This is a genomic window from Clostridium sp. C8 (assembly GCF_001010885.1).
GTDB lineage: Bacteria > Bacillota > Clostridia > Clostridiales > Clostridiaceae > Clostridium > Clostridium sartagoforme.
Genome location: NZ_LBMX01000051.1, coordinates 1 through 19,476, shown reverse-complemented (window position 1 = coordinate 19,476; position 19,476 = coordinate 1). Strand labels below are relative to the sequence as shown.

The window sequence follows — 19,476 nt, the reverse complement described above, 5'->3', positions numbered from 1 at the left end:
TCATAACAGCTTAACAGATTCTTTTTTATAACTCTTTAAAAGCTCTATCTAAAACTCCATTTATAAATGAAACACTTTTCTCATCTGAATATTTTTTTGTTATCTCAATTGCTTCGTTTATAGCAACCTTTTCTGGAACATCTTCTAAATACATCATTTCTGCAATAGCTAATCGAAGTATTGATATATTAACCTTTGATATTCTATCTAACTTCCAGTTAATTAATGAGCCTTCAATTTTTTTGTCTATTTCATTTATATTTTCTTCAACCTTAGCCAAGATTTCTTTTATGTACTCTAAATCTATAGTCTTTAAATTCATTTCATAATCTTCTATAAATGTTTCAATGGTTTCCTCTAATGTATTCTTGCTTAAAGTCATTCCAAAAAGCAATTCCATTGCTATTTCTCTAGATTTCTTTCTATTCATTTTATCCTCCTTAGTATCTGCATACTATTATTATTAACTTTCTATAACTTTCTAATCATAAATATACTACAACAAATTTATTTAAAGCACAAGGAAAACACCCTCTGAAAAATCAGAGGGTGAAATTAATTTTCCTTACTTTCTTCTTTTTCAGTTTTTGGTATATAAATGCTTTGAACATTTACGTTTACTGAATCAACGTTTAATCCAGTCATTGTTTCTACTGTTCTTTTAACATTTTCTTGAACAGCATTTACTACTTCAGGTATTTTTATGCCATACTCTACCGCTAAATTTAGGTCTATTACAGCACTATTTTCATTTAATGTTACTTTAACATTTTTTCCTATATTCTTCTTACCTTTTAATAATTGTGATATGTTGTTACCGCCTAATTGTTGTAAGTCTTCTACGCCTTTAATTTCTTCTGCTGCAATTCCAGCTATTACACTAACAACTTCATCAGAAATTTTTACTATTCCTAAATTATCATCATAATTTTTATTTTCCATATATTTACCTCCTAAAGGTTTTGATGACAAAACTCTTTTTTTCTTATGTTCATTATATCAAACCAATAATTATATTACAACGAATTATTTCTTTGACTCTATTATAACATCACTTATTCCTGAAACATTTTCTGCTATTTCTTGAATTGCTGAACTGTCAGCATCTGTTATTTCTTCAGCTTTAACAACTACTCTAACCTTATTTCCTTCTATGGAGCATAGTACATCTTCAAAACCTTGGTTTTTAACATTTACTTCTATTCTTCCTTCTTGATCTATAAGCATAGTTTTTTCTATATATTCGTTATTAGCGATATCTTTTTGCTCTTGTGATACATTTTCATCGTCTTTCATTGATGTTAATTGTTGAAGTGTTGCTGCATCCTTTTGTTCTTTTTCGCTTCTTAAACTATAAAAATAATCTTGTGTTCCTAATGTTTCCTTATCATCTTTCTTTTCATTATCCTTATTTTCCTCTGTTCCTTGTGATATTACTTGGCTAAAGTCTGTTGGATCATTTAGTCCTGTCTTGTTTAGTCTTGCTGCTATAACTCCTACACATACTATAAGAGCCATTAGCGTGAAAATAATTCCAAATTGTTTTCTTGTCATTTTTGGTTCCCCCCATCTATTTTTCATTTTAATTATATGCTAATTTTTCATAGGATATACATTAACCTTATCTATTGAAATACCGTATAATCCAGATACAGCTACTTGTATATCGTATTTAACCTTTGCACTACTTGCACCCTCTGCTACTACCATAACTCCACTTATCTCTGGTTTATTTATTTGCAGAATATATGGTTCATTCTTTCCATTATCTACAGACATAACAACTTTAGTTCCATCAGTTTGATTAGTATTTTTTCTCTTTCCACCTTGATTATCAGTTTCTTCTGTCGTCGCCTCTTGGGTTGTTTCTTCTGTTGCAGGAATCTTTACTTCTCCACTTTTAAAATGAATTTTAACATCAACTTCTCCTACGTTTTCAATTTTACTTAAAAGATCTTTTAATTCCTTTTTTTCCTGTGCTTCAAAATTACTCATAGTTTCTTCAACTTGTTCTTGTAAATCTGATGAGTTTTTTGTAATACTACTACCATTTGTTGGTTTGTCTTCTTTTTTTCTTGCATTAGTTAAAAAACTAATAGCTAATAAAACAAAAGCTAAAACTAATGCAATACATACTGCATTTAAAAACTTTTTATCATTTATAATAGTAGATAGCTCTTTTTTCCAATCACCTTTCCCCATTTTCTCACTCCTATCAATTTACTTTATAAACTTTTATCTTGTCTTTTGAAACATTTAGTGTTTCTGATAAGTAACTCACTATTTCATCTTCTTTTTCTACTTTATCTTCTTGGGAGTACACGCTTTGGCTATCTTCTTTTGTATTTATAATTATCTTTTGTATTTTTGATACATCTTTATTTTTAACTCCAACTTTAACTGTATTAATGGAGTATTTAATGTTATCCATATCAACGTCACAATCTATTTCACTTGAAAATTCATTATTATCAAATTTTTCTTTTAAAATTCTATTACAATTTTCTTCTAAATTTTTCTTAAATGTATTTTGGCTATTATTGTTATATTCCTTATTAACTTCAATACTTTGATTTTCGCTTAGATCTATATACTTTTGTATCTGTATTGAAATGTTTTCTTCACCCTTTGTAAAGACAGAAATTATAGGAGATAACATAATTGCTATAAATATTAACCCTAAAACAAATTTTAAGTACTTTTTCATGTTATTATCTGGCGCTATTAATTCTACTGCAGTCATCAATATAAGCATTGTAACTAGGGTTATAACAAATTCCTTTAATTCCTCCATTGTTCTCTTTACCCTCCTATAACAAATTTCCCTGCCGATGCCATGATTGCAAGTAGTACAAAGAACATTAAACTTACAGACAATACGCATGATAGTATTAGTATTAATGAGTCCCCAGCTGCTGCTATTGAATTTGTAATTCTTTTATCACTTATTGGTTCTATTATGGCTGCAGTTATTTTATACACAAATGAAATCAAGATTATTTTAATTATTGGATACAACATCATAAGTATTATTATGATTAACCCAACAGAGCTTATAGCATTTTTTATTATTAATGAATATCCTGCAACTGATGCTATTGCATCTGAAAAAGCTTTTCCAACTATTGGAATAAAATTATCTATTGCAAACTTTGCTGTTTTTAGCGTAACTGCATCTATTGTTGATGAAGTTATTCCCCTTACTGTTAATAATCCTATAAATATCGTTAATATTATTCCTTGAAACCATATTGTTATTTGCTTAGTAAGTTTACACAAATTACTTATTTTATTTTCAGTTGAAATATTATTTGCAAACTCTAATACAAAGGTTACAAGTATTAAAGGTATAATTACAGTTGTATAAATTCTTGGAATAATAAGTGTAGCTCCAATAACTATAGGATCCATAGTTGCGGCTTGTGTAAATCCACCTATTGTACCAATCATCATAACCAATACGGGTAAAATAGCCGACATAAAATCAGATAAATCTTTTATTACACCAACAGCTATATTTATAGAAACTATAAAGCTTTTTGATAAAATCACTATTAACAATGCATAGCATGCAAAAAATGCTATGTTTGATATCCCTTCACTTGAAAAAGCAGCTTGTAAATTTTTAAGTAGTGCACATATTATTGCAATTACTATTATGCTTACTGATAATGCTAAAACTGTTTTTACTTCTTTAAATAGAAAGCTTACAACTGCATTACTAATGGTTTTAAAGGATAAATTTCCTTCTCCATTTTTAATATAGCCTTTTATATATTCAACTGGATCCAAATCATTCATTATTTCAATATCAGACTTCATATTATTTATATAGTTATATAGTGAATTTAACTTACCATCTATTTCTTCATTTTCTAATTTAAATTCCTCTATATTTTTTTCAGTATTAATCTCTATGTTGTTTGTATTATCTTCATTAGCTAAAACACTTTTACCTGGAAGAATTATAAAAGTTATGATAATTATACTTATTACTAATATAACTCTATTTGTAAACATACTTTTTATCATAAAAACACCTACAATATTTGTAAAATTGATTGAAGTACAGCCATAAGTATTGGTATTGCTAATGTTAATATTAATATTTTTGCGGAAAAGTCAACCTTACTTGCTATACTAGAAGCACCTGCATCTTTACATATTTCACTACAAAAAGTAGCTAAATACGCTATGGCTAATATTTTTAAAACAACCCCTATATATACCATATCAATATTAGCTTTATTAGCTATATCTTTTATAAAGTAAATTACATCATTAAGTTGTGTAATGATGAATAAGAAAATTATTACACCTGCCGATAATGATATTAGTATTGATATATCACTTCTTCTATCTTTAAAAACTAGAAATATAAATAATGCTGCAAAAGCAAAGGCAACAATCTTAATAATCTCCATAATAACACCTATAGCATAAACATGGTTCTTATTGTATTAAATAGATTACTTATTAGTCCTATTACAGTAATTAATATAATTACTATTCCTGCAATATTGGTTATTACAGCAATATCATCCTTACCGCTTGCCTTTAAAACCTTATCAATAACTATAATTAGTACCCCCATAGCCCCTATTTTAAATATAATACTTACATCTAGCATTTATTACCCTCCTATTAAATTAAAAAAATTGATATCATCGCACCTATACATATTCCTAGTACTCTATACATTTTTATATTCTTTTTTGCCAATTCTTCAGCAGATTTACAATTTAATTTCATATTTTCTATTGTCAAATTAAATAGTTTATCTTGTCCATATACTCCAGATTCTCCAAGAGATCTTAAAAAATCTTTAACTATCCTCTTATCTTCATCCTGCAAATAGAATTCTGATTTGTTTTTCTTATATTCTTTTTCAAAAGCCTCATATACGCTTGTACTTTCACTTTTTAAAAGTTTGTCTGAAACATTAGATAAAACATAATTAACAGGTGATTCTACCTTTAATGAAATATATTTTAAAGCCTCTGGCAGAGGTGTATTAGTATACATTACTTCATTATTTAAAAATAATACTGATTTCAGTATTGAGTTAAGTTGCCTACTTCTCTTTTTAAAGCTTTCACCATAATAAAATCCTATATAAGTACAAGATAGAAAAATAATAATAACTGCTGTTATCTTAAGCACTTAAACTCCCCCTCCGTTCCTATTGAATATATTTGTTCTATTGTTCCTGCACCCTTTCTATTACTTAATACAACTATTCTATCTAAAATAGAGTTTTCTAATAAATCCTTAAATACTTTTCTCTTATAAACATCCTCTATACTATAACCATGTATTGTTACTATAATATTTACTCCTGAATTAAAAGCCATATGCAATGCTTCAACGTCTCCATCAGTACCAATTTCATCACAAATAAGTATATCTGGAGATAGGCTTCTAATGGCCATAATCATTCCTTCTTTTTTCAAACAATTATCTAAAATATCACTTCTTATCCCAACATCCAATTGAGCCACACCATTAAAGCAAGCCGCTATTTCACTTCTTTCATCTATGATAGATACCTTTTTCCCCTTTAAATCTATAAGTGGCATTCCTGACGAAATATTTCTTGCTATGTCTCTTAGAATTGTTGTTTTACCACATTTAGGAGGAGATACTATTAAAGTGTTAAACACTCTATCTTCTTTAGTTATGTATTTCATAATTTCATTAGAACATCCAATTACTTCTCTACATATTCTTATGTTTAAAGAGGAGATATTTCTTATAGTTCTAACTTCTCCATTTACTAAAACACATTCTCCTGCTATACCAATTCTATGTCCACCCCTTATGGTTATATAACCTTGTTTTATCTCCTCTTCATATGCATATAATGAATAATTAGATACCTTTACCAATATCTGCTTTATGTCCTCAATTGTAGTAACATATTTTAATATTATTTCTTTATGTGCTGTATTAATCATTATGGATTTATTAACTTTTATTCTTATTTCTTGAACAGGTTCCTTTAAAAGTATTTCTTTAACTTCATTGCTTATTTTTAAAGGTAGTACCTTTAAAATTTCTTCCTCATACCTCACTTTATCACTTCCTTTTGTAGTGTTATATTTAAACTTATTTCTTTCTATCAAATAATATTCATACTTATAATTAAATATGTAAAATATTTTTATTTAACCTAAAAAAATTTAAGCTAAAATAAAATACCTGCCAATTAAAAAATTGGCAGGTATTAAAGTTATTTATTAAATTACATTGCTTCTTTATTACAAAAAGGACATGGTATTACTTTATTATTATTTATAGATTCCTTTTCAACAAAAATAGGTTTATTACAATTTTTACAATTTACTTCTATGTATTCATCTTCTATTTCTATAAGATCTTCTATAGAAACTTCCTCAAATAACTCATCTTGTAACCCAGTAATATCCTCATCCATATATTGAACACTTTCTTCTAAATAATCCTGTCTCTCCCTCATATTATCAATTTCATTTGACATATCATCTAAAACCGACAAAATATTGCTGAAGATATTACTATATTTATCATCATTAATACTATGAATGTTCATTCTTATTTTTTCTATTTTATTTTTTATATTACTCATATCTTCACTTCCTTTTAAACAGAAATACTATCTATTCAAATTATACCCTAAAATTGGATAATATCTATAAAAAATTTTATTCTTTTATTTATATTCTAAATTAAGGGGATGTCGCAGACATCCCCTTATCACTATACTATACTCTTTCCATGTATTCACCAGTTCTAGTGTCTACTCTTATTACATCTCCTTCATTAACAAACATAGGTACATTAACAACTGCACCTGTCTCTAATGTAGCAGGCTTTAATGCATTTGTTGCTGTATTACCTTTTATTCCTGGATCTGCTTGAGTTATTAATAATTCAACAAAGTTTGGAGCTTCTACTGAGAAAGCTTCTCCTTTATAGAACTTAATTATAGCAAACATATTTTCCTTTATGAACTTTATAGCATCTTCTACCTTTTCGTAGTTTAGTGGAATTTGTTCAAAAGTTTCTTGATCCATGAAGTAGTATAATTCTCCATCTGAATAAAGATATTGCATTTCTTTTCTTTCAATTACTGCTTCTTGTAATTTAGCAGTTGGGTTAAATGTAGTATCAGTAACTCCCCCAGAAATAACATTTCTTAATTTTGTTCTTACAAAAGCTGCACCTTTACCTGGTTTAACATGTAAGAAGTCTATTACTGTATAAACTTGTCCTTCATACTCGAAAGTAGCACCTTTTCTTAAATCTCCTGCTGATATCATTAAATATACCTCCAAAAACTTTATTCCATATTTAGCATAACCTTTTGTTATCTAATTCGTCATAACTTCAACAATGTTTATGACATAACAAAAATATTTTATCAAAATTCATAAATAAATGCAATTACTTATACGAACTAAAAAGAAATATTGTCATTATTTACTTATTAATTCCAACTCTAACAAAATATTTTCTTTATCATAACTTAAATTATACTCATTAACATAGTATCCATTTATTTTTTCTAAATCATTCATTACTAGATCCTTACTGCCCTTTAAAACACATTTAATTACCCAATTTGTTTCATTAATTTTATTATAACTCAATATTGTTAAATTATTTATATTTTTAAATTCATTTTCTATGTCCTTTATATATTTAGCATTTTTTACTTCTGTTATACATTCAATAGAGTTATTAACTTCTTCTTTATTATTAATAGCTGCTAATAAAAGTTGAAGGATTGTTATAAAAATAACTAATAAGTATATTATTTTTACTTTCTTCATAAGCTCACCTCTAATATAAATGAGTTATTTTCCTCTTTTATTATTGATTTAATCTTAAACTCCTCTTCTGCTTCTATTTTGAATACTTCTTCTTCTCCTTTTATCTTTATAATTCCACTACTATTTTGAATCTTCATATTTATTATGTTTGAATTAATAGAATTTACCCAATACTTTAAGTTTTCCCTTTTTATATCTTTTTCTAAATTTGAGTCTTTTTCTACTTTAAGTTTTTCTTCATTGATTTCTTTCTTATTAATTATAACTTTGTTAAAGGTTGTCGGAAAAAACATTATATTAAGTACTATCAATAACGTTATAAGTTTATTATTTTTCTTTTCTGAATTATCATTTAATCTTTCAATAAAATCCTTCGGTATAAAATTTTTATTTTTTAAATATTTCTTCATAGAATTTTTCTCCTATATCAATAATATAATCATAAGTATCTATAGTAATATCTTTTATATTTTTATCAATTATTAGCATTTTGTTATCATCTTTATAATTCTTTAAAAACAAATCTATATCTGAAATATTTTTAGTAACAATTGAATTTTCTATTGCACCCGCTTCCATATTTATTAAATGAAATAAATCATTTATTTTGCACATTATTATAGAAAATTTACTTTTTTTTATATTTTTTAAGATATATTTTTGTATTAAAAATTGAATAGGATTTATTTCAAGATAACTACAATCTTCACATAATTTCATTATATTATCATATCTAATAGAATATATGTATATATATTTAGATTCTTTTATAAATTCATAGTGAAATAATAAATTGGTTTTATCCGAGAAATCTTCTATTATTTTTTTCTCTATAAATTTCTCTATATTTATTCTTTTATTATATATCCTATATTTTTTTATAAATATAGCTTGAGATAAGATAATAATTCTTCTCTTTTTGCTTAACTCTTCTACTAATAGTTTTACATTAAACTTATCATATTCTTTATTTTTATATAAATATTTATTTTCATATACTCCTATTGAACTTATCATTTTAACTCCTAATTAATTATATATTTTGTTTTATAATATGCTGGCATAAATATATTTTTATCTTCAACCTTTTTTTCTATAAGTTCAATATACATAGTAGAGTTACTTTTCTTTCTTTTTATAAAATATCCACTATTTTCATAAGTAAATTCAATATTCTTTAATTCTGGATATCTTATATTCTTTTCATTTTTCACTGCCTCTACAAGTAATTCTTTATTTATGCTTTCATCTTGACATTTAATATTAATTATTTCTAGAACTTTTTCTTCTTCTGCTTCTAAACTTTTTAAATCTTCATAAGTTGAAAAATTTTGAGATTTTAAATAATTTTTAGATATCACCTTTATAGATAAATTCGCCATTACAAGAACAAACATAAATATTATTAAACTCTCAAGAAAAGCATATGCTTTTTTCTTAGTTTTTATAAACATAGTACTCTTTCTTCCCCCTTATTGTTTTTTATTTTCAAGTAATATAGTTTTTCTTTCTTTATGATAGCAAAATCTGAAACTTCTCTCATAATTACATTAACACCTTTTCTTTTTCCCTCTTTATATGTCTCTAAAACTATCTTTTGATTTGTATTATCTAAAAAAATCCTTTTTTCTTTTATTTCATTTGTATTATGGTCAACTTTGTATTTTATTGTTATCTTTCCGTTATTACTCAATCCTTTTTCTTCTATTTCAATACTTTTAATCATTTGTGTTTTTAATAATCTATCTATATTAAGCAAAGCATCATCAAATGAATCTTGAGCTTTAGCAGACTCAATTAAGCTTTTGTAACTTTTATAAGAAATTAATCCAATTTTAAAGGAAAGACTAATCAAAATTAATTCAATAAACATAGCTAATATTATTTCAATTAAAGTAAAACATCTCTTTCTTCTTTTTTTATTTTTCCATCCAATAAGATTTAAGAAATTTTCTTTCACACAGAATTCCTCCATCATCATCTTTAATCTTGACCTTCAATTCTATTACAGGTCTATTTTCATCTTCTGATGCCAGAATTTCTTTAACCTTTTCTATTTCAATTCCATCTCCAACCTCTAAATTTAATACTGATGTATTTACTAAGTTTTCTAATGTATCATCTGAATATATATAAGATAATTTATTGTCTTTAAAGGATTTAGTTAAATTTTCAAAAGTAGTATTGTATTTAATTTCATTTTCTATTGCATATGCAATCCTATTTGCTTCATTCTTTTTATCTCTTATTTTTTTGGAGTTAGCTGCAACAATTCCAATATTAAGTGATATTGTTGTTGCTATTAATAAGATTGCGAGAGCAACTATACTTTCAACTAAAGTACTTCCTTTTTTCACTCTATCATATCCCCTTCATTATCATCATTTTCACTTACTCGTATAATATCATTTCCTACAGATATTGTTATTTTTACAAATTTACTATTTTTATTAGATAAGGTTATTGTTCCCGCTTCTTTTATAAACCCTTCATCATTAATTTTATTATTCCCTAGTTTAAAATTACTTCCTATCTCTGTACTATTATCCAAATCTACTCTTTTATTTAATTTATATGTTTTATCGGTTACATCAAATATAATACTTTTTCTATCGCTGCTTATAATTATATTTCCTATTACTTTATTCTTTCTGCAATAACTTTTTGCAAAACTTAATAATGACTTTACTTCATATACATAGTTTTCAAAATTTAAATCTTCACTTTTATCTTTGAAATATTTTATTCCACCAATTGTTACTGTAGAAAATATAACTAATATAGAAAGCACCACAATAAGCTCTATAAGGGTATATGCCTTTTTCATCATTGAAAGCCTCCATCTAATAATGAACCAAATAATGGTACTATAAACACAACTAAAAATATTACTACAAAGATTCCCATTATAAAAACTGATGCTGGTTGTAAAATAGACATATATCTATTTATATCTGATAATAGTTTTTTCTCAAGATAGTTAGATAGTGAATTTAATCTTTCATCCATAGAACCGCCTTCTTCTCCAAGTTTTATAATGGCTGTAGTATATTTACAATAATCTCCATAATCTTTTAAACTTTCTGATATACTTTTCCCCTTTAATATACTTGAATTTAGAAGTAAGAATCTCTCCTTTAAAGATGAGTTTTTAAAACTCGTTGCAGAATACATTAAACCATTGGATAAATTAACTCCACTTTTAACTATTATTGATAATAGAGATATAAAAATAAATTCGTTAAATTCCTTTATAATTGGTATTTTATTCAATAAATTTATTAAATGCCTTTTAATATAAGCTTTATAAACTATAAATGGAATTAAAATACCCCATGAAATAAAATAAATTTGAAAGGAAATAAAATCTTTTTTTATATAATTTACAAAGTTATATAAAAACTTACATATAAACGGAACTTCAATACCTAAATTAATGTAAAAATCATATAAGTTTGGTATAGTTATAAATGTAATAAATATTAATAGCATTATAATAGATAAAAATATTAATATTGGATAAGACAAAACATTTTTAATAGTGCTTTTAATAAAATTCATTTTATTATAATGATCTTCTACACCTTTTAAAACTGTTGCTAGATTCCCACTTTTTTCTCCCATAGAAATCATTCCAACAAAAAATTCTGGATATAAATCACTAAATTCATTAAAACTATCTTTTAAAGATTTTCCTTCAATAATAGATGTTTTTATTATCTTTATACTTTCCTTATATGTTTTTCTCATTGGTAATTCTAATAGTAAATCCATCATAATTAAAAGTGAAATTCCTTCTTTGTGCAATATGGACATATTACCTGATAATAATCCTAAACTATTATAATCTGCTTTATTCCAAGATAATTTTATTTTCTTCATAATCAAATCCTTCTTCTATTAAAAAATTATTATAATCTGAAGATGATATTCTAGCAGCAATTAATAATTCATTTAGATTATCTATCATTTCTTCATTACTTAATTCTTTTATTTCCTGGAAAATATTTGTAATTTTCCTTTTTATTTCTCTATCAATACTAACTACTGAGCTAACAACAGCTCTTCCTCTATATCCAGTATAATTGCACTTACTGCATCCTATATTCTTATAGAGTACTATTTCCTTTCCCTTAAAAAGAACTTGCTTTTCTTCCTTTTTACAATTGTCACAAAGTACTCTTATCAATCTTTGTGATATTATTCCTATTAAAGAATCTTTAATTAAATAAGATTTAACTCCCATATCTTCTAATCTAAAATATACTTCTTGTGGTGTTTTAGTGTGAATTGTTGAATAAACTTTATGTCCTGTTAAAGATGCTGTTACAGCCATATTAGCTGTTTCTTCATCCCTTATCTCTCCTATCATAAGGACATCCGGGTCTTGTCTTAAAATACTCCTAAGACCAGTAGCAAATGTTATGTTGGCTTTTCTATTTAAACTAACTTGATTTATTCCTTTAATCATTACTTCTATTGGATCCTCTAAAGTAGTTATATTTATATCTTTTTTATTTATTTCTTTTAAAATACAATATAATGTACTTGATTTTCCACTTCCTGTTGGCCCATTTATAATAACTAACCCATGTTTTAAAGACATTATTTTTTTCAATTTTCTTAATTGATTTTCATTCATATTTAAACTATTTATATCATAATTAAATACTTCTCCATATAAAATTCTTATTACTAATTTTTCTCCATAAATTATGGGGATGGTGGATAATCTTAAATCATAACTTTTATTTTTAATATTAATTAGAGTTTTTCCATCTTGAGGTCTTCTTCTTTCAGTTATATCCATATTTCCATTAAGCTTTATTTTAGATAATAACTTCTGATATTCATTATTTTTTATCTTTGTAAAATCTATTAAAACTCCATCAACTCTAAATCTAATAAAAATATCCTCTTCTTGTGGCTCAAAGTGAATATCTGATGCATTTAAACTTATGGCTTTAGCTAATATAATTTCAAAAAGCTCTTCTCGTTCCCCTAAAAAGATTTTTTCTATTAAATCTAAAATAAATTCTTTACTCTCTTTTATTATTTTTATTTTTTTATTAAATAAAAACTCTACTTCCTCTTTATTTTCCAAAACATCCTCTGAAGATAATACTATTATAAAATCTTCTTTAATATTTATAGGTAAAGATTTATTTTCTATAGCTTTATATTTATTTAATTTTCTAGCTGTTTCTATATTTATTTCATCCATTTCAAAATTAAAAATGTTCATATTAAATCACCATCTAAATTAATATCCATTTTTAGCAAAAATATACATTTTTATAAGTATAAAAAAAGAAAGATTTATAATTTTACTTATAAATCTTTCTAGTTACAATCAATAAAGTTATATGATCCAGAACTCTCGTGTATTGTGCTTATAGTATCATCTTCACAAACATAAATCTTTTCTTGATTAGGGATGTCTCCTCCAATAAAAATTATATTTCCATTTTTATCTTTCGAAAGGCCTTTATCTAAATTTATTAATTTAGGGAAATCATAAACTAATCTTTTAGCTTTCCCATCATTAATTTTATATAATGAATAATTATTATCCTGTAATTTTCCTAATATAAATATACCTTGAGATGTGACTTCAACATCACTAACATCCATAACATTTTCAATTATATCTATAGCTTTTCCACTTGAATCTATAATTTTAAATATTTTTTGTTTGCCTTCCTTCTCTTGTAAAAATACTACTCCATTATCTAATCCCTTTAAAAATTCTACATACCCTAAATCTATTTTATATAAAAGTTTCTCCTGTTTTTCTTCAATATTATAAATGAATAGCCCATTATTTTTATTATTATCTACACCATAATAAACTAAATTTTTTTCGTCTAACCAATCCATTAGACTTCCTGAAATAGCTACATTACTATTTATTGATACCTCTTCATTATTTACTAAATCTTTTAATTTCAAATTTAGGTATACTTCTTTTGTGAAATATGCTACATATTTACCATTTTCAGATAATTTAGGTGAAATAACCGTTTTATTGTCTTCTATTAACTCTTCTTTTCCTGAATGTTTTATTTTATATTCTCCATTTTCACTATAAATAAAACTTCCGCTTTTTAAGTCATAGGACGTAATTATATATTCTGTATCTACTTTTTCATATTTATTATTTATTAAATTGTAAATTTTATATTGTCCTGAATCTTCTATAGCTATTGCTCCATTTAAAATATTGATTTTATTTTCCTCTATTTCAGAATCTTTTTTACAGCCATATAATAATATAGCTATTATTAAAATAAAGTTAACAAGGAAAATTCTCCTTATTTTCTTTGTATTCATATTTTACCTCTTTTAATTAATATAGTTCACCTTTGCAAATAAAATCTGCAGCCCCTATCATATATACTTCGTCATTTACAACTTCAACTTCTAAACTTCCACCTAATGTTTTTACTTTAACTTTATCATCACATAATCCTAATTTTTTTAATGCTGCTACTGATGCACAACATCCAGTTCCACAAGCTAAAGTTGCTCCAGCGCCTCTTTCCCAAGTCCTTACTTCTATATTTTGTTTATCAATTATCTTAATAAAATTAACATTTGTACCATCAATAAACAAATTATATTTTTCTATAATTTTCCCTTCTTCTATCATATATTCATCATTATTATTAATTAGAATAGTGTGTGGCACACCCATTAACAGTGTTGTTAATTTATATGTTTTTTCCCCTATTTTTACTTCTTCATTTATTAAGTCTTTTTTGTTTCTTAAAGGAATATCTTCTCCGCTAAAACTTGCCTTTCCCATATTTACTTTTATTAATTCAACTTTATTATTATTTGTTTTAAGTTCTACATTTTTTATTCCATCTCCTGTTTCAATACTTATTATACTTTTATCTATTGAATTAATTTCATATAAATATTTTGCAAAACATCTAATTGCATTTCCACACATATTTGCACGTGATCCATCACTATTTATTATTACCATCTTTGCATCTGCAATATTAGATTTTCTTATTATAACTAATCCGTCTGCCCCTATTCCAAACCTTCTATCGCATACCTTCTTTGCAATCTCTATTTCATTATCAATAAATTCATTTTTATTATCTATTATAAAGATAAAATCATTTCCTAACCCCTGCATTTTTATAAAATTCATCAAAACTCCCCCTTGTATTAACTGCATATGCCCCATTGATAAAATTACTAATTAAATGTTATACTATCTTTATCTTATTACCAAAGAAAGGATGATATTTATGGCTTTTGATGGTATCTACTTATATAGTTTATTATATGATTTAAAAAAATCAATATTAAATTGTAAAATAGATAAAATTAATCAACCTGAAAAAGATGAAATAATTTTAACATTAAGAAAAGATAGACAAAATCTTAAATTATTAATTTCAGCTTCTTCAAAATTTCCTAGAATACATTTAACTAATATAAATAAACCTAACCCTTTGCAAGCACCAATGTTTACTATGGTTATGAGAAAATATTTAATTGGTGGTAAAATTACAAATATAACTCAATTAAATGGTGATAGAATTATTCAGCTGCACATTGAATCTACAGATGAATTAGGCTTTGATAGTAAATATATATTGATAATTGAAATTATGGGAAGACATAGTAATATAACTCTTGTTAGAGAAAGAGATAATAAAGTTATGGAATGTATTAAGCATATCTCCTCTGATATAAATACTTATAGAGTTTTATATCCAGGTGTAAATTATGTATATCCTCCAGCCTCTAACAAAGTAAATCCTTTTGATTTTTCAATAAATGATATTGAATCATATTTAAATAATAATGATGTTAATATAGATGAACGAATATTTTCAAATATATTTACTGGTATAAGTAAATCCTTATCAAAGTGTATATATGAAAATTTCTTACAAGATAATAATACCATAAATATAGAAAATATTTTTAATTTCTTTAAAAATTTTATGAAAAATGTAGAAAATAAGTTTGAATATAGAATATATAAAGATAATGAAGTTTTTAAAGATTTTCATTGTATTAAATTAAGTAATCTTGAAAACATCTATTCCTCAATATCTTTTGAAAATCCAAGTGAACTACTTGATGAATTTTTTACTGTTAAAGATAAGCAGGATAGACTTTTAAATAGATCTACAGATTTACAAAAATTAATTTCAACTAATATAGATAGATGTAATAATAAATCTAAAAAATTAAAGAATATTCTTAAAGAATGTGATGAAAAAGAAAAATATAGAATTAATGGTGATTTATTAACTTCTTATATATATATGATAAAAAAAGGATTAAAAGAAATATCATTGTTAAATTTTTATAGCGATAAAGAGGAGTATTTAACTATAAAACTAGATGAAAATAAGACACCATCTGAAAATATACAATCTTTTTATAAAAAGTATAATAAATTAAAAAAATCTGAAGAATCTGCATTAGCACAATTAGAAAAAAATGAAGAAGAACTTCAATACTTGAATTCCGTTATGACTAATATATTAAATTGTGAAAGCTATATTGAAATAGATGATATAAAAAAGGAATTAATCGAAACTGGGTATTTAAGATTTAAAAATACTGGTAAAAATAATAAAAAAGATAAATCTTCTAAGCCCATGCATATAATCTCTTCTGATGGGATTGATATTTATATTGGTAAAAATAATATTCAAAATGACTACTTAACATTAAAATTTGCAAATAAAAATCATATGTGGCTTCATACAAAGAATATACCTGGCTCACATGTTATACTTTGTAGTGATAATCCATCTGATATAGCTTTAGAAGAAGCCGGCATACTTGCGTCTTACTATAGTAAGGCTAAAAATTCTACAAAAGTTCCGGTGGATTATACTAAAGTAAAAAACTTAAAAAAACCTAATGGTTCAAAACCTGGTATGGTTATATATCACACTAATTACACTTTATATACAGAGCCATCATTATACAACACTTTGAAATTTGAAGGAAACAAAATATTAAACAAGTAACAAGTGTCAAGGAACAGGTATTTCATAGTTCACAAGGCACAGTTCACAGTTCACAATTTTTAGTTAACATTTAAAATTAAAGCTCTGTTTTAAAATAATGTTGATAATATATTTAAAATTTAAAAGTCCGGTGATTTGAAAGCACTGGACTTTAGTTTCTAATAGTTTAAAAGTGTTAATTATTATATTAATTTATATCTTACTATTAATGGACTTAATACAATAACAAATAATAAGTATATTAAGTATAACACTATAGCATTATAGCCAAAGTTAAATAAATATTTTTGAAATAATATTGGTAGTGTTATTAATGTTGATATAATTGGTCTAGATATATTATTAATTTTTAATGTAGCATTACAATTTTTACATTTTATTTGCCAATCCCTAGAAAAAGACCATATAGAAAATAATAATTCCATATATGAAAACCTTTCCCTACATTTAATACACTTTTGAATATTAACCCCTCCTTCATAATTATCTACAAAATAAACATTATATTACTATTTCATAATAATTCTTATTTTTATTATACATTATATTCACATATAAATACCATATTTTTGAAGTAATGCTGATTATATAATTTAAATCAATAATTAATACTTAATTAAAGTAGGGCACAAATTAAGGCTTTATTTTAAAATAATGTTGATAATATATTTAATTTAAAATTCTTCATAATAACTAATAGACAAATTATAATTTCTATATCAAATATTAGAGTGAATATAAAATAGTATGGCTGACTCAGTCTCATAAAAATAAATAGTATAATTATCAAACTTTGTATACTTTGAATTTCCGATTGATTGCCCTTCTTTTATTTTAATATAAATATAATCGCCTTCTGAAATGCAAGGGTCATCAAATTCATATTCATCAGTTCTATTAGAAGAATCCATCCAAGATCCAAAGCTAGTAAAATATGAACGGATATTTTCTATATTATCCTTTGTGACTACTGAATAAATATTACTTTCCTTCGAGAAATAAATTATTAGATTCCTCATAATAATAATTATAATAGTCCGTGTAATCTTGGAATCCGTCTTTAGCAAAATATTCCTCCTTATCTATATAACCTTTCAAAATTGATTTATCTGAAAAATAAGAACACCCACTTATATAAATGGCCATTCCAATTAGCATATTAATACAATTTCCTAATATATTTAAATTGCACACTAAAAAATACCGTGAAATTCATCACTAAATAATACGGTATTTATATAAATATGTTTTTATTTTGTTTTCATAGTATAAGAATCATAATTAACCTAGAATGATTTTATTTTTTTGTTTTTGAATTTAATAACATTGCTATAACAAAGCATATAATACTTGGAATTAAAAATATTATGCCATGAATTATGTTATAAACAGATAATGGTGTTGAAGCGTAAGGACTAGAGTTAGTATAATAATCATAACGTAAATACACTAAACCTCCAAAAAAGCATATCAATAATATAATCCCAGTTATAAATGAAATCTTTATCAAAATAGATTTTATTCCCTTATTATCCATTATTCCACCTCTTTTTACTATTACAAAATAATTATAACATATTTTGTAAATACCGTACTATTCAATTTTAAAAGAACAAATTCTCTTAATTAGTTCACAATAATTTCATATCGCGTAATAATTCTTATTTTTATTATACATTATATTTGCATATAAATACCATATTTTTGAAATAAACCTGATACTGAATACCTGTTACCTGACACCTGTTCCCTATAAAAATAATAAAATTGTGCCTTGTGCACTGTGAACTAAAAATAATAAGGCTTCTATCTCTTATAAAAATGAAATAAAGATGATGAAGAAAACTATGTTCCTGTTGGATATTATTAAATAAAAAGTAGACATATAATTTGTCCACCTTTAGTTCGTAACATATTAATGATTTAAGTAGATACCAATTTATTTAATTCCATTGGAAAACTACAATATAGTTATTGTTTTGATAACCAATCTAAGTAGTCTTCCGGCAATCTATCTACTTTTTTTGTTTTAGAAAGTATTTCATCATATTCTAACTTTTTAAATCCATGAGCATCTATTGCACATTCATATCCACCATTTTTATCGTAGTAAATAATTTGTATTCCTGTAAAATTATAATCTTCACCCATGAGATTTATAAATTTATCTGCAATTATTGCACACATTTTTTTACTTTCTTCCTCTGATATATCTTCTGTATTATAAACACCCAAAAGATAAAGTCTTTGACTTTTTATTGAATAATCATCTGCATTAAGTTCTGTCCAAATTGTATTTATGGATGGAAAACTTAAATTTTGTGGAAATTCACTGTTTACTATAGAATATTGCTTTAGTACGTCATAATTTACTTGCTCACTTACTTTGTCATCATAAATTGTATTCCTTTGTAGCATATAACTAAGATTTCCTTTAATAGACTTATATTTAGTATTATACCAATCATATTTTGTTTCAATCTTTTGTGGACTCCCCTTTTGTATAGTCGCATAATCACTTAACTTTTTTTCCGCTATCAGATTTCCTATAATAGGTAAGTATCCCATTATTGAGTGTGATAAAAATCCAAGTATTGCTACTAAGATACATAGTTTAATTATATGTGTAAATGTTAATATGAAAG

At 24.9% G+C, this 19,476-nt stretch carries 28 protein-coding genes; 1 reads left to right on the top strand and 27 read right to left on the bottom strand.

The genetic code is table 11. The features are described from left to right. Nucleotides 1-25 precede the first annotated feature (25 nt). The 23 genes from nusB to dapF form a co-directional block, all read right to left on the bottom strand. Nucleotides 26-430, bottom strand: a complete 405-nt coding sequence (gene nusB, locus AAT22_RS08400; protein WP_016208655.1) for a transcription antitermination factor NusB — start codon at nt 428-430, stop codon at nt 26-28. 125 nt (nt 431-555) lie between these two features. Continuing rightward, a complete protein-coding gene (locus AAT22_RS08395; protein WP_047000882.1) occupies nt 556-942 on the bottom strand; it encodes an Asp23/Gls24 family envelope stress response protein in 387 nt (128 codons plus the stop codon). Nucleotides 943-1,026: 84 nt separating this feature from the next. After that, nucleotides 1,027-1,554: a SpoIIIAH-like family protein gene (locus AAT22_RS08390; RefSeq protein WP_016208653.1), complete on the bottom strand. Its 528-nt coding sequence runs from the start codon at nt 1,552-1,554 to the stop codon at nt 1,027-1,029. A 39-nt stretch (nt 1,555-1,593) separates the two neighbouring features. After that, complete coding sequence (spoIIIAG, locus tag AAT22_RS08385; protein ID WP_047000881.1) at nt 1,594-2,202, bottom strand: stage III sporulation protein AG; 609 nt, start codon at nt 2,200-2,202, stop codon at nt 1,594-1,596. Nucleotides 2,203-2,215: 13 nt separating this feature from the next. Further along, the gene (gene spoIIIAF, locus AAT22_RS08380) at nt 2,216-2,794 is read right to left on the bottom strand and encodes a stage III sporulation protein AF (protein ID WP_047000880.1); all 579 of its coding nucleotides are present in this window, start codon (nt 2,792-2,794) and stop codon (nt 2,216-2,218) included. Nucleotides 2,795-2,802: 8 nt separating this feature from the next. Continuing rightward, a complete protein-coding gene (spoIIIAE, locus tag AAT22_RS08375; RefSeq protein WP_016208650.1) occupies nt 2,803-4,032 on the bottom strand; it encodes a stage III sporulation protein AE in 1,230 nt (409 codons plus the stop codon). 8 nt (nt 4,033-4,040) lie between these two features. Beyond that, complete coding sequence (gene spoIIIAD / locus AAT22_RS08370) at nt 4,041-4,424, bottom strand: stage III sporulation protein AD (RefSeq protein ID WP_016208649.1); 384 nt, start codon at nt 4,422-4,424, stop codon at nt 4,041-4,043. A gap of 8 nt (nt 4,425-4,432) precedes the next feature. Continuing rightward, nucleotides 4,433-4,630, bottom strand: a complete 198-nt coding sequence (spoIIIAC, locus tag AAT22_RS08365; protein WP_016208648.1) for a stage III sporulation protein AC — start codon at nt 4,628-4,630, stop codon at nt 4,433-4,435. A gap of 14 nt (nt 4,631-4,644) precedes the next feature. Continuing rightward, nucleotides 4,645-5,163, bottom strand: a complete 519-nt coding sequence (spoIIIAB, locus tag AAT22_RS08360) for a stage III sporulation protein SpoIIIAB (RefSeq protein WP_016208647.1) — start codon at nt 5,161-5,163, stop codon at nt 4,645-4,647. Then, a complete protein-coding gene (gene spoIIIAA / locus AAT22_RS08355; RefSeq protein ID WP_047000879.1) occupies nt 5,151-6,074 on the bottom strand; it encodes a stage III sporulation protein AA in 924 nt (307 codons plus the stop codon). Before spoIIIAA ends, spoIIIAB begins: the two co-directional genes overlap by 13 nt. A gap of 170 nt (nt 6,075-6,244) precedes the next feature. After that, a complete protein-coding gene (locus AAT22_RS08350; RefSeq protein ID WP_047000878.1) occupies nt 6,245-6,607 on the bottom strand; it encodes a CD1247 N-terminal domain-containing protein in 363 nt (120 codons plus the stop codon). 136 nt (nt 6,608-6,743) lie between these two features. Beyond that, a complete protein-coding gene (efp, locus tag AAT22_RS08345; RefSeq protein WP_016208644.1) occupies nt 6,744-7,301 on the bottom strand; it encodes an elongation factor P in 558 nt (185 codons plus the stop codon). 156 nt (nt 7,302-7,457) lie between these two features. Further along, nucleotides 7,458-7,814, bottom strand: coding sequence for a hypothetical protein (locus AAT22_RS08340; RefSeq protein WP_047000877.1), 357 nt, complete (start codon nt 7,812-7,814; stop codon nt 7,458-7,460). After that, nucleotides 7,811-8,224 (bottom strand): hypothetical protein, encoded by a 414-nt coding sequence (locus AAT22_RS08335; RefSeq protein ID WP_047000876.1) that lies wholly within the window; start codon nt 8,222-8,224, stop codon nt 7,811-7,813. Before AAT22_RS08335 ends, AAT22_RS08340 begins: the two co-directional genes overlap by 4 nt. Continuing rightward, complete coding sequence (locus AAT22_RS08330; protein ID WP_047000875.1) at nt 8,202-8,831, bottom strand: hypothetical protein; 630 nt, start codon at nt 8,829-8,831, stop codon at nt 8,202-8,204. The genes AAT22_RS08335 and AAT22_RS08330 overlap by 23 nt, the downstream gene beginning before the upstream one ends. Before the next feature lie 8 nt (nt 8,832-8,839). Next, on the bottom strand, nt 8,840-9,268 hold the full coding sequence (locus AAT22_RS08325; protein WP_016208641.1) for a hypothetical protein: 429 nt from the start codon (nt 9,266-9,268) through the stop codon (nt 8,840-8,842). Beyond that, nucleotides 9,259-9,774, bottom strand: coding sequence for a hypothetical protein (locus tag AAT22_RS08320; protein ID WP_047000874.1), 516 nt, complete (start codon nt 9,772-9,774; stop codon nt 9,259-9,261). The genes AAT22_RS08325 and AAT22_RS08320 overlap by 10 nt, the downstream gene beginning before the upstream one ends. After that, nucleotides 9,734-10,171: a hypothetical protein gene (locus AAT22_RS08315; RefSeq protein ID WP_016208639.1), complete on the bottom strand. Its 438-nt coding sequence runs from the start codon at nt 10,169-10,171 to the stop codon at nt 9,734-9,736. Before AAT22_RS08315 ends, AAT22_RS08320 begins: the two co-directional genes overlap by 41 nt. Then, nucleotides 10,168-10,644, bottom strand: a complete 477-nt coding sequence (locus AAT22_RS08310) for a type II secretion system protein (RefSeq protein ID WP_156174301.1) — start codon at nt 10,642-10,644, stop codon at nt 10,168-10,170. The genes AAT22_RS08315 and AAT22_RS08310 overlap by 4 nt, the downstream gene beginning before the upstream one ends. Beyond that, nucleotides 10,641-11,696 carry a type II secretion system F family protein gene (locus AAT22_RS08305; RefSeq protein WP_047000873.1) on the bottom strand — a complete coding sequence of 352 codons (1,056 nt, stop codon included), beginning with the start codon at nt 11,694-11,696 and terminating at the stop codon, nt 10,641-10,643. The genes AAT22_RS08310 and AAT22_RS08305 overlap by 4 nt, the downstream gene beginning before the upstream one ends. Then, complete coding sequence (locus AAT22_RS08300; protein WP_084820740.1) at nt 11,668-13,059, bottom strand: GspE/PulE family protein; 1,392 nt, start codon at nt 13,057-13,059, stop codon at nt 11,668-11,670. The genes AAT22_RS08305 and AAT22_RS08300 overlap by 29 nt, the downstream gene beginning before the upstream one ends. 98 nt (nt 13,060-13,157) lie before the next feature. After that, entirely contained in the window at nt 13,158-14,147 is a 990-nt protein-coding gene (locus AAT22_RS08295) for a hypothetical protein (protein WP_047000872.1), read from the bottom strand. 16 nt (nt 14,148-14,163) lie between these two features. Continuing rightward, nucleotides 14,164-14,982, bottom strand: a complete 819-nt coding sequence (gene dapF / locus AAT22_RS08290; protein ID WP_047000871.1) for a diaminopimelate epimerase — start codon at nt 14,980-14,982, stop codon at nt 14,164-14,166. A gap of 100 nt (nt 14,983-15,082) precedes the next feature. On the opposite strand from dapF, the gene AAT22_RS08285 reads away from it, so the two are divergent. Continuing rightward, nucleotides 15,083-16,831, top strand: a complete 1,749-nt coding sequence (locus AAT22_RS08285; RefSeq protein WP_047000870.1) for an NFACT RNA binding domain-containing protein — start codon at nt 15,083-15,085, stop codon at nt 16,829-16,831. Between the two features lie 182 nt (nt 16,832-17,013). Here AAT22_RS08285 and AAT22_RS08280 read toward each other — a convergent pair whose 3' ends face one another. The 4 genes from AAT22_RS08280 to AAT22_RS08265 form a co-directional block, all read right to left on the bottom strand. After that, complete coding sequence (locus AAT22_RS08280) at nt 17,014-17,283, bottom strand: TIGR04104 family putative zinc finger protein (RefSeq protein WP_278279809.1); 270 nt, start codon at nt 17,281-17,283, stop codon at nt 17,014-17,016. 267 nt (nt 17,284-17,550) lie between these two features. Then, entirely contained in the window at nt 17,551-17,898 is a 348-nt protein-coding gene (locus tag AAT22_RS08275) for a hypothetical protein (protein ID WP_047000868.1), read from the bottom strand. Between the two features lie 230 nt (nt 17,899-18,128). Further along, complete coding sequence (locus tag AAT22_RS08270; protein WP_047000867.1) at nt 18,129-18,368, bottom strand: hypothetical protein; 240 nt, start codon at nt 18,366-18,368, stop codon at nt 18,129-18,131. Nucleotides 18,369-18,802: 434 nt separating this feature from the next. Continuing rightward, nucleotides 18,803-19,476, bottom strand: a 674-nt coding sequence (locus AAT22_RS08265; RefSeq protein ID WP_047000866.1) for a hypothetical protein, incomplete at its 5' end; no start/stop codon positions are given.

What these genes read in the sequence shown, in the direction of transcription:
- AAT22_RS08340 (WP_047000877.1), bottom strand. Translation starts at nt 7,814, where the DNA reads ATGAAGAAAGTAAAAATAATATACTTATTAGTTATTTTTATAACAATC.
- spoIIIAE (WP_016208650.1), bottom strand. Translation starts at nt 4,032, where the DNA reads ATGATAAAAAGTATGTTTACAAATAGAGTTATATTAGTAATAAGTATA.
- AAT22_RS08335 (WP_047000876.1), bottom strand. Translation starts at nt 8,224, where the DNA reads ATGAAGAAATATTTAAAAAATAAAAATTTTATACCGAAGGATTTTATT.
- AAT22_RS08350 (WP_047000878.1), bottom strand. Translation starts at nt 6,607, where the DNA reads ATGAGTAATATAAAAAATAAAATAGAAAAAATAAGAATGAACATTCAT.
- efp (WP_016208644.1), bottom strand. Translation starts at nt 7,301, where the DNA reads ATGATATCAGCAGGAGATTTAAGAAAAGGTGCTACTTTCGAGTATGAA.
- AAT22_RS08300 (WP_084820740.1), bottom strand. Translation starts at nt 13,059, where the DNA reads ATGAACATTTTTAATTTTGAAATGGATGAAATAAATATAGAAACAGCT.
- spoIIIAF (WP_047000880.1), bottom strand. Translation starts at nt 2,794, where the DNA reads ATGGAGGAATTAAAGGAATTTGTTATAACCCTAGTTACAATGCTTATA.
- AAT22_RS08270 (WP_047000867.1), bottom strand. Translation starts at nt 18,368, where the DNA reads ATGGATAATAAGGGAATAAAATCTATTTTGATAAAGATTTCATTTATA.
- AAT22_RS08285 (WP_047000870.1), top strand. Translation starts at nt 15,083, where the DNA reads ATGGCTTTTGATGGTATCTACTTATATAGTTTATTATATGATTTAAAA.
- AAT22_RS08310 (WP_156174301.1), bottom strand. Translation starts at nt 10,644, where the DNA reads ATGATGAAAAAGGCATATACCCTTATAGAGCTTATTGTGGTGCTTTCT.
- AAT22_RS08330 (WP_047000875.1), bottom strand. Translation starts at nt 8,831, where the DNA reads ATGATAAGTTCAATAGGAGTATATGAAAATAAATATTTATATAAAAAT.
- nusB (WP_016208655.1), bottom strand. Translation starts at nt 430, where the DNA reads ATGAATAGAAAGAAATCTAGAGAAATAGCAATGGAATTGCTTTTTGGA.
- spoIIIAD (WP_016208649.1), bottom strand. Translation starts at nt 4,424, where the DNA reads ATGGAGATTATTAAGATTGTTGCCTTTGCTTTTGCAGCATTATTTATA.
- AAT22_RS08295 (WP_047000872.1), bottom strand. Translation starts at nt 14,147, where the DNA reads ATGAATACAAAGAAAATAAGGAGAATTTTCCTTGTTAACTTTATTTTA.
- dapF (WP_047000871.1), bottom strand. Translation starts at nt 14,982, where the DNA reads ATGAATTTTATAAAAATGCAGGGGTTAGGAAATGATTTTATCTTTATA.
- spoIIIAC (WP_016208648.1), bottom strand. Translation starts at nt 4,630, where the DNA reads ATGCTAGATGTAAGTATTATATTTAAAATAGGGGCTATGGGGGTACTA.
- spoIIIAG (WP_047000881.1), bottom strand. Translation starts at nt 2,202, where the DNA reads ATGGGGAAAGGTGATTGGAAAAAAGAGCTATCTACTATTATAAATGAT.
- AAT22_RS08395 (WP_047000882.1), bottom strand. Translation starts at nt 942, where the DNA reads ATGGAAAATAAAAATTATGATGATAATTTAGGAATAGTAAAAATTTCT.
- AAT22_RS08305 (WP_047000873.1), bottom strand. Translation starts at nt 11,696, where the DNA reads ATGAAGAAAATAAAATTATCTTGGAATAAAGCAGATTATAATAGTTTA.
- AAT22_RS08390 (WP_016208653.1), bottom strand. Translation starts at nt 1,554, where the DNA reads ATGACAAGAAAACAATTTGGAATTATTTTCACGCTAATGGCTCTTATA.
- AAT22_RS08325 (WP_016208641.1), bottom strand. Translation starts at nt 9,268, where the DNA reads ATGTTTATAAAAACTAAGAAAAAAGCATATGCTTTTCTTGAGAGTTTA.